We start from the raw sequence: 9,496 nt of genomic DNA on the forward strand, positions 1-9,496 counted from the left end.
CCCGCTCCGGCGTCCGCACCACCTGCGCCGCGAACAACTCCGGCAGGGTCACGGCAGGAAGCTGCTCGGCGGTGTCGTTCCACTCCTCCACGACCGTGCTCCGCTCGGCCGCGTCAACCAGCTCCAGCTGCCCCACCCGCATCCGCGGCTCGGCCGCCACCTGCTCCAGGAGCCGCAGCAGCCGTCCCGCCAGGGCCCGGACGGTCGCCTCGTCCAGCACGTCGGGCCGGTAGTCGAGCCGAAGTTCCAGCCGGTCGCCGGGGACGACGCCGAGGAACAGCGGGTAGTGGGCCGCGTCCTCGCCGTCCAGCCCGCCCACCGTGACGCCGTCGAGCCGCAGGGGACCCTCCGGGTGCCGCGGATAGTTCTCGTACGCCAGCAGGGAGTCGAAGGTCGCACCCGCACCGGCGATCCGCTGGATCTCGGCCAGCCCCAGGTGCTGATGCGGCATCAGTTCAGCTTGCTGCGCCTGAAGTTCGGTCAGCAGCTCCTTCACCGTCTGGCGCGGGTCGAGTCGTACCCGTACCGGGACGGTGTTCATGAGCAGGCCCAGCATCTGCTCGACGCCCGGAAGTTCGGCCGGACGGCCCGCGACCGTGGCGCCGAACACCACGTCGGTCCGGCCCGCGAGCATCCCGACCAGCGCACCCCACACGCCCTGGATCACGGTGTTCAGCGTCAGACCGTGCGCGCGCGCCATGTCGCGCAGCGCCTCGCTCAGCCGCGCATCGGCGGCCGTGCCGATCGTCCGCGGGGCCATCGGCTCGCCGCCCCGGTCGATCGGTCCGACGAGCGTGGGCTCGGACGGGCCCGCCAGAGCCGCCCGCCATGCTTCCCGTGCGGCGTCCTTGTCCTGGCGGCCCAGCCACGCCAGGTACTCCCGGTACGACGTGACCGGCGGCAGCCCCGTGGCGTCGCCACGGGCCGCGTAGATCTGCGACAGCTCACCGAACAGGACGGGCAGCGACCAGCCGTCCAGCACGATGTGATGGAGCGTCACGAAGAGCCGGTAGCGCGTGCCGCCGAGCCTCACCAGCAGCACCCGCAGCAGCGGCGGAGCCGCCAGGTCGAAGCGGGACTGTTCCGCCTTGGCCAGTCGTCCGGCCTCGGCCTCGGCGTCCGCTTCGGACAGGCCGGACAGGTCCGCCTCGCGCCAGGGCAGCGCCACCTCGGGGACGACGACCTGGACGGGCCTTTCCATCCCGGCGGGCTGCCGGAAGCCGGTGCGCAGGTTGGCGTGCCGGTCGAGCAGCGCCTGCCACGAGTCCCGGAGGACGCCGGCGTCCAGGCTGCCGTCCAGGTCGACGAAGGTCTGCTCGACGTAGACGTCGCGCGTCCGCTCGTCGTACCGGGCGTGGAACAACAGGCCTTCCTGCAGCGGCGACAGCGGCCATACATCGACCAGCCCCGGAACCGTCGCCTCCAGTTCCTCCACCTCGTCCTGCCCGAGAGCGACCAGCGGGAAGTCGGACGGAGTGTGACCACCAGCGCCGGACTCCCCCGCATGAGCCGCCAGTCCGGTGAGCATCGCCGCCCAGCCGGACGTCAGCTGGCGCAGCGCCTCCTCGTCGAACAGGCCGACCGGGCAGACCAGCGAAACGGTCAGCTCGGGGCCGTCCGGCAGCTCGGTGACCAGGCCGCCGGCCTCCAGAGCGTGGGAGGCGGCCATGCGCGGGTCCGTCCTCCCCGCGAGGCCCAGGCCCCCTACCGGCCGCCAGCTGCCCCCGGCCGTGTCGGCGGCGGCGTGGCTGACGCGGCCGAGGTAGTTGAAGCCGATCTGCGCCGACGGAAGCCCCTCGAACGCGGACGCGGTCTGCGGGTTCAGATACCGCAGCAGCCCGTACCCGAGGCCGTCGCCCGGTACCGCCCGCACCTGCTCCTTGACCCGCTTCAGCAGCCGGCCCGCCTCCGGACCCCCGGCGCGCACCCGGGCGTGATCGGCGCCGCCCGCGTCCAGTCGCAGCGGATGCGAGCTGGTGAACCAGCCGACCGTGCTCGTCAGATCCATGTCGTCGGAGAGCGGCACACGGCCATGGCTCTCCCCATCCACCAGCAGCGGGCCGGCATCGACCCTGCCCCGGCCGCGCCGCCACTCCTCCACGGCCGCGACCAGACCGGCCAGCAGCACATCGTCGACACCGGTATGGAAGGCGGCCGGCAGCCGCGTCAGCAGCTCGGACGTCACCGACGCCGGCAGCCGGAGTTCGACCCGTCGCATCCCCGCGCCCTCGGTGTCGACGGCCGGGTCGAGGGCACGGTCGGCGACCAGCGCGTCCGGTCCGTCCAGCAGCCGGATCCAGTCGGGCAGTTCCGCCTCCCGCTCGGCGCTCGCCGCCTGTTCGGCGAGGGCCAGGGCCCACCGCTGGAACGGCGTCCCGGTCGCCGGTTCGCCGCGGTCCGCCGCCGCCGACTCGTACGCGGCGGCCAGTTCGGGGACGAGCGTCCGCCACGACACGACGTCGACCACCAGGTGATGGGCCACGAGCAGCAGCCGCCCCGGCGCGTCCGGTCCGGCGTCGAGCCACACCACGCGCACCATCGCCCCGGCCTGCGGATCCAGTTGGCGCACGGCACGCTCCACCTCCGCCGGCGCATCAGCGTCCGCCTCGTCCGTCCTGGCGCGCACCACGCATTCTGCGGCCCTCGCCCCGGCGCCGGGCTCCGGAATCACCAGCCGGCCCGCGCCCTCGGCGAACTCCAGCCGCGAGCGCAGAATCGCGTGCCGGTCGAGCAGCGACTGTACGGCCGTACGCAGCCGTTCGAGGTCCAGTCCGGCCGGGACCTCCAGCAGCATCGACTGGGACAGCGTTCCGGTCAGCGCCACCGCCCCGGCCCGACCGGCGAGTTCGAGCATGGCGGGGGTCAGCGGCACCGGTCCGGTGCTCTGCGTCCACGTCTCCGCCGGTTCCGCGGTGGCGACTGTGCCGGCCACCCGCGCCAGCCCGGCGGGCGACCGGTGCTCGAACACCTGACGGGCCGTGATCAGCACCCCGGCCCGTCGGGCGCGGGCGACGACCAGCATCGACATGATGGAGTCGCCGCCGAGTTCGAAGAACGAGTCCTCCGCGCCGACCCGCTCCAGACCGAGCACCTCGGCGAACAGCTCGCACATGAGCGCTTCCGTCGGCGTCTCGGCGGCCCGTCCTTCCGTGCCGCCGAACTCGGGGGCGGGAAGGGCGGCCCGGTCGAGCTTGCCGTTGACGGTGACCGGCAGGGTCTCCAGGCGCACGATCGCCGCCGGAACCATATAGTCCGGCAGCTTTCCGGCGACGTGGTCCCCGAGCAGCTCGACGTCGACGTCCAGCTCCCCGTCGGCCGGTACGACGTACGCGACCAGCCGCTTCACGCCCGGCTGGTCCTCCCGGGCCAGCACCGCGACCTGGCCGACGCTCCCGTGCGCGGCCAGCACCGCCTCGATCTCGGCGGGCTCGATCCGGAAGCCGCGGATCTTCACCTGGTCGTCGACACGCCCGGCGAACAGCAGCTGCCCCTCGGACGACCAGCGCGCCAGGTCGCCCGTCCGGTACATCCGACCGCCGCCGCCGTACGGGCACGCGACGAACCGCTCCGCCGTAAGCCCCGGTCGGCCGTCATAGCCCCGGGCCAGCCCGGCGCCCGCGAGATACAGCTCGCCGATCACCCCGAGCGCCACCGGGCGCAGGAACTCGTCCAGCACGTACGACCGGCTGTTGTCCATCGGGTACCCCAGGGGCACACCGTCCGGCACGGCATCCGCGACCGTGTAGGCGATCTGCGTGGTGAACGCGGTCGTCTCCGTCGGCCCGTACGTCGAGCGAACCGTCAGCCCGGGATGCGCCTCCAGCAGCGCCCGGATCGCCGAGGCCGAGACCACGTCACCACCGGTCGACACCTCGCGCACCCCCGCGAAGATCTCCGGCGCCTCCTCCGCCAGCACGCCGAACAGTCCCGCCGTCGCATGCACGTTGGTGACCCCGTGCTCGGCGATCAGCCGGCCGCGCCCGGCCGCGTCCACCTCGCCCGGCGGCATGACGACCAGCGCGCCGCCCCGCACCAGCGGCGCCCAGACCTCGTAGGTCGAGGCGTCGAAGGCGTGGTTGGCCTGCAGCAGGACCCGCTCCGCGAGGTCGCCGTCCCAGCTGCGGTCGAGGATGAAGCTCACGACGTTCCGGTGGGTGACCGCGACGCCCTTGGGCACGCCGGTCGAGCCGGACGTGTACATCACGTACGCCAGGCTGTCCGGCGACAGCGCGAGCCCCGGATCCACCGCCGTTCCGGTCGCAAGGACGCCCGCCACATCGGTCGTCGGGAGCCCGTCGAGGTCCCGGTCGGCCAGCACGACCGACACCCCGGCCTCCGCGACCACCGCGCGCAGCCGCTCGACGGGGTGTCCCGCGTCGAGCGGCACATAGGCCGCGCCCGCCTTGAGGACGCCCAGCAGTACGGCGATCAGCTCGGGCGACCGGTCCATGACCACGCCGATCCGGCTCTCCGGGCGCACGCCCCGGCCGGTCAGCCAGTGCGCGACCCGGTTGGCGCGCTCGTCGAGTTCGGCGTACGTCCAGGTCGCGGTGGAGCCGGTGACCGCGACGGCGTCCGGCGTGCGGGCCGCCTGGTTCCGGAAGAGCTCGGGCAGCGTCAGGGCGGGGAGGGGACGGAGGGTGTCGTTCCACTCCTCGACCACCCTGCGCCACTCGGCGTCGTCGAGCACGTCGAGCCGGCTGACCCGCACCTGCGGGTCGGCCGCCACCTGCTCCAGTACGCGGACGAGCCGGCCGGCGAGCGCCCTGGCGGTCGGCTCGTCGAACAGGTCGGTGGGGTACGAGAGGTCTCCACCGATGCCGTCCGGGGCGCCGTGCCCGTCGCGGCGCTCGGTGAGGGTCACGGACAGGTCGAAGCGGGCGGGCAGGGACTCGGCCTCGTACGCCCGGACGGTCAGCCCGGGCAGCTCCCATGCGGGGTCGGGCAGGTTCTGCAGCAGCAGCATGACCTGGAAGAGCGGGTGCCGGGCGAGGGAGCGAGCCGGGTTGAGATCCTCCACAAGTCGCTCGAACGGCACGTCCTGGTGGGCGTAGGCCGCAAGGTCGGTCTCGCGGACGCGGGCCAGCAGCTCGGTGAACGTGGGGTCGCCGCTGGCGTCGGTGCGCAGCACCAGGGTGTTGACGAAGAAGCCCGCCAGGTCCTCCAGGGCCGAGTCGCCGCGTCCCGCGACGGCGGTGCCCATCGGCAGGTCGGCGCCCGCGCCGAGCCGGGCCAGCAGCATCGCCAGCGCCGTCTGCACGACCATGAACATGGTCGCAGAGCCCTGCCGCGCCACGTCCACCAGGTCGGCGTGCGCCTGCGCGCCGAGCTCGACCGGGACCGACCCGCCCTGGAACGACGGCACCGCGCTCCGGCCGCGGTCCACCGGGAGCGTCAGTTCCTCGGGGAGTCCGCTCAGCGCCTCGCGCCAGTAGCCGAGCTGGGCGCTGATCAGACTGTCGGGGTCGGCCGGGGCGCCGAGCATCTCGTGCTGCCACAGGGCGTAGTCGGCGTACTGGACGGGCAGCGCCGGCCACGCGGCGGGGCCGCCGTGCCGACGGGCCTCGTAGGCGGTGCGCAGGTCCCGGGCGAGCACGCCCATCGACCAGCCGTCCACAGCGATGTGGTGGGCGACCAGGGACAGCACGGACTCCGTGCCGGGCAGCACCAGCAGTTCGGTCCGCCAGGGCAGGTCGCGGGCCAGGTCGAAGCGCCGGCCGGCGGCCTCGGCGAGCGCGGCGGGCAGTTCGTCCTCGGCGAGTTCGCGGACGTGGAGCTTGGGGCGGCTCTCGGGGCCCTCCAGGATGTGCTGGCGGGGCACGCCTCCCGTCTCGGGGAAGCGGGTGCGCAGTGTCTCGTGCCGGTCGGCGAGGTCGCCGAGGGCCGCTTCGAGCGCGGCCACGTCGAGTTCGCCGGACATCCGCAGGGCGAGGGGCACGTTGTACGCCGCGCCCGCGCCGGCCTCCTCCAGCCCGTTCAGGAACCACATCCGCTGCTGGCCGAACGACAGCGGCAGCACCTCGGGCCGCTCCCGCGCGACCGCTCCGGTCCGGACGGCGCCGCGGTCGTTCTGCACCAGTCCGGCGATGGCCGCGGCCGAGGAGGCGGCGAACAGCTGCCGGATGTTGATCTCGGCGCCGAGGACCTTCCGGATCCGTCCGATCAGCCGCATCGCGAGCAGGGAGTCGCCGCCGAGTTCGAAGAACGAGTCCTCGGCGCCGACGCGTTCCAGCCCCAGGAGTTCGCCGAACAGGCCGCACAGCACTTCTTCCAGCGGCGTCGCCGGGCCCCGGCCGACGGCGTCGCCCAGGGCCGGCGCCGGCAGCGCGGCCTGGTCCAGCTTCCCGTTGACCGTGACCGGCAGGGACGGCATCGCGACGACGGCGGACGGCACCATGTAGTCCGGCAGCGACCTGGCGGCGTGCTCGCGCAGCGCGCCGCCGTCGAAGTGCTGCCCGGCGTCATGCGCGGTGTCCCGCTCGGCGGGTACGACATAGGCGACCAGGCGCTTCACGCCCGGCTGGTCCTCGCGGGCGATCACCGCGACCTGGCCGACGCTCCCGTGTCCGGCGAGCACGGCTTCGATCTCGCCCAGCTCGATCCGGAAGCCGCGGATCTTCACCTGGTCGTCGACCCGGCCGACGAACCGCAGCTCGCCCCCGGGGGTCCAGCGCGCCAGGTCGCCGGTCCGGTACATCCGCTCCCCGGATTCCGAGAACGGAGAGGCCACGAACCGCTCCGCCGTCAGACCCGCGCGCCGGACGTAGCCGCGCGCCAGTCCGGCTCCGGCGACGTACAGGTCGCCGACCACGCCCGGCGGGACCGGACGCAGGAACTCGTCCAGGACGTACACCCGGACATTGGTCAGGGGACCGCCCAGCGACACCGCGTCCGGCGCCTCGTCCGGCGCCGTCCACGAGGTGGCCGCGACCGTGGCCTCGGTCGGCCCGTACTCGTTGTGGAACGTGCGGCCCGCCGCCCACCGGCGGACCAGCTCGGAGCCGTACTCCTCGCCGCCGAGGACGACGTGCTCGATGTCGCCCAGCACCGTCGCGGCCCGGTCGCCGTCCCCGACGATCGACTCCAGGACGCTCGGAGTGAACGTGACGGCGTTGACGGCCAGCCTCTCCAGCTCCAGCAGCGCGTCGCCGTCGCGCCGCGCGACGCACAGCGTCGCCCCGCCCGCCAGCGCGGGGAAGATCTCGGCGACGGACACGTCGAACGACACGGAGGCGAACTGCAGGACCCGGTCGCCCGGCCCCCATCCGTAGTCCGCCACCCGCCAGGACACGAAGTTGGCCAGGCCCCCGTGCGCGACCGCCACGCCCTTCGGCGTCCCGGTCGACCCGGACGTGTAGATCACGTACGCCGGATGGGCCGGACGCAGCGGTACGACACGGTCGGCGTCGGTCGGCGCGGTCGCCGGCCGGGCCGCGAGTTCCGCCGCCGTCGACGGGTCGTCCAGGAGCAGTCGCGGGAACCCGGCGGCGGCTTCCGCGGTCCCGCTGGTGCACAGCACCAGGGCCAAACTCGTGTCGGCCAGCATGAAGCCGACCCGCTCGGCCGGGTAGCCGGGATCGATCGGCACGTAGGCCGCGCCCGACTTCAGCACGCCGAGCAGCACCGCGACCACGTCGGCCGACCGCTCCATCAGCACGCCGACGACGTCCTCCGGACCCACGCCCCGGCCGATCAGCGCGTGCGCCACCTGGTTGGCCCGCGTCTCCAGTTCCGCGTACGTCAGCGTGACGTCACCGCCGACCACCGCGACCGCGTCGGGGGCACGCACCACCTGGGCCTCGAAGAGTTCGGGCAGAGTGGCGGCCGGGATCTCCCGGGCGGTGTCGTTCCATTCGACCAGGGCGCGGGACCGCTCGCCCTCGACCAGTACGTCGACCTCGCTGAGCCGGAGCGCCGGATCCGCCGCGACCTGCTCCAGCACCCGCACCAGCCGGTCGGCCAGCGCGCGGGCCGTCGGCCCGTCGAACAGATCGACGGCGTACTGGAGGTCGCCGGCGATCCCCGCGGGCGCACCCTGGTCGTCGCGGTGCTCGGCCAGGCTGACCGTCAGGTCGACCCGCGCGGGAACGGCCTCGTCGGGCAGATCCCTCTCGTCCAGGGCCTGAACGGTCAGGCCCGGCAGATCCCAGTCCGCGGGCGGGACGTTCTGCAGGACCAGCATGACCTGGAACAGCGGATGCCGGGCGAGGGACCGGGCCGGGTTGAGATCCTCCACCAGCCGCTCGAACGGCAGATCCTGGTGGGCGTAGGCCGCCAAGTCCGTCTCGCGGACGCGGGCCAGCAGCTCGGCGAACGTGGGGTCGCCGCCGACGTCCGTCCGCAGCACCAGCGTGTTGACGAAGAAGCCCGCCAGGTCCTCCAGCGTGCCGTCCCCGCGTCCCGCGACGGCGGTCCCGATGGGCAGGTCGGCGCCCGCCCCCAGCCGGGCCAGTAGCATCGCCAGCGCGGCCTGCACGGCCATGAACACGGTCGCCGAGCCCTGCCGCGCCACCTGCACCAGGCCCGCGTGCGCCTCCGGTCCGAGCTCGACCGGGACCGACCCGCCCCGGAACGACGAGACCGCGGGCCGCGGCCGGTCCGTCGGCAGGGTCAACTGGTCCGGCAGGTCGGCCAGCGCCTCGCGCCAGCGGGCGAGTTGGGCGCTGACGAGGCTGTCCGGGTCCGTGACCTCGCCGAGCACCTCGCGCTGCCAGAGCGCGTAGTCGGCGTACTGGACGGGCAGCGGCGGCCACCCGGGCGTTCCGCCCGCGAGCCGGGCCGCGTAGGCGGTCCGCAGGTCCCGGGCCAGGACGCCCATCGTCCAGCCGTCGACCGCGATGTGATGCGCAACCACGATCAGCACATGCTCGGCGTCGGACAACGTCAGCAGCTCGACCCGCCAGGGCAGCTCGCGGGCCAGGTCGAAGCCCTGGCCCAGCGCGGCGGCCAGCGCGACGTGCAGACCGGACTCCCCGACCGTACGCAGGCGAAACTCGGGGCGGCCGGCCGCGCCCTCCAGGAGGCTCTGCCGCGGAACGCCGTCGACCTCCGGGAAGACGGTACGGAGGCTCTCGTGCCGGTCGGCCACGTCGTCCAGGGCCGCCTTCAGCGCGGCCAGGTCCAGCGCGCCGGACAGACGCAGGACCAGCGGCACGTTGTAGGCCGCGCCCGCGCCGGCCTCCACCAGCTGGTTGAGGAACCACATCCGCTGCTGGCCGAACGACAGCGGCAGCACCTCGGGCCGCTCCCGCGCGACCAGGGGCGCCCGCGCCCCGGCGGTCCGCAACCCGTCGACCAGCCGGGCCAGTTCCGCGGCGGTGGGCCCCTGGAACACGTCCCGGATGCCGATCTCGGCGCCGAGCACCGAGCGGACGCGCACGATCAGACGCGTCGCCAGCAGGGAGTCGCCGCCGAGCTCGAAGAACGAGTCCTCCGCGCCGACCAGCTCCAGGCCCAGCACCTCGCCGAACAGCCCGCACAGGACTTCCTCGACGGG

Annotated in this window: 1 protein-coding gene; it reads right to left on the reverse strand. The window is 74.0% G+C overall.

The features are described 5' to 3' along the window. Nucleotides 1-9,496 (reverse strand): amino acid adenylation domain-containing protein (locus tag ACFY4A_RS41885; protein WP_390834568.1); only part of this gene is annotated, 9,496 nt, incomplete at both ends.

It is taken from the genome of Streptomyces sp. NPDC001292, from assembly GCF_042896465.1.
Classification (GTDB): Bacteria; Actinomycetota; Actinomycetes; order Streptomycetales; family Streptomycetaceae; genus Streptomyces.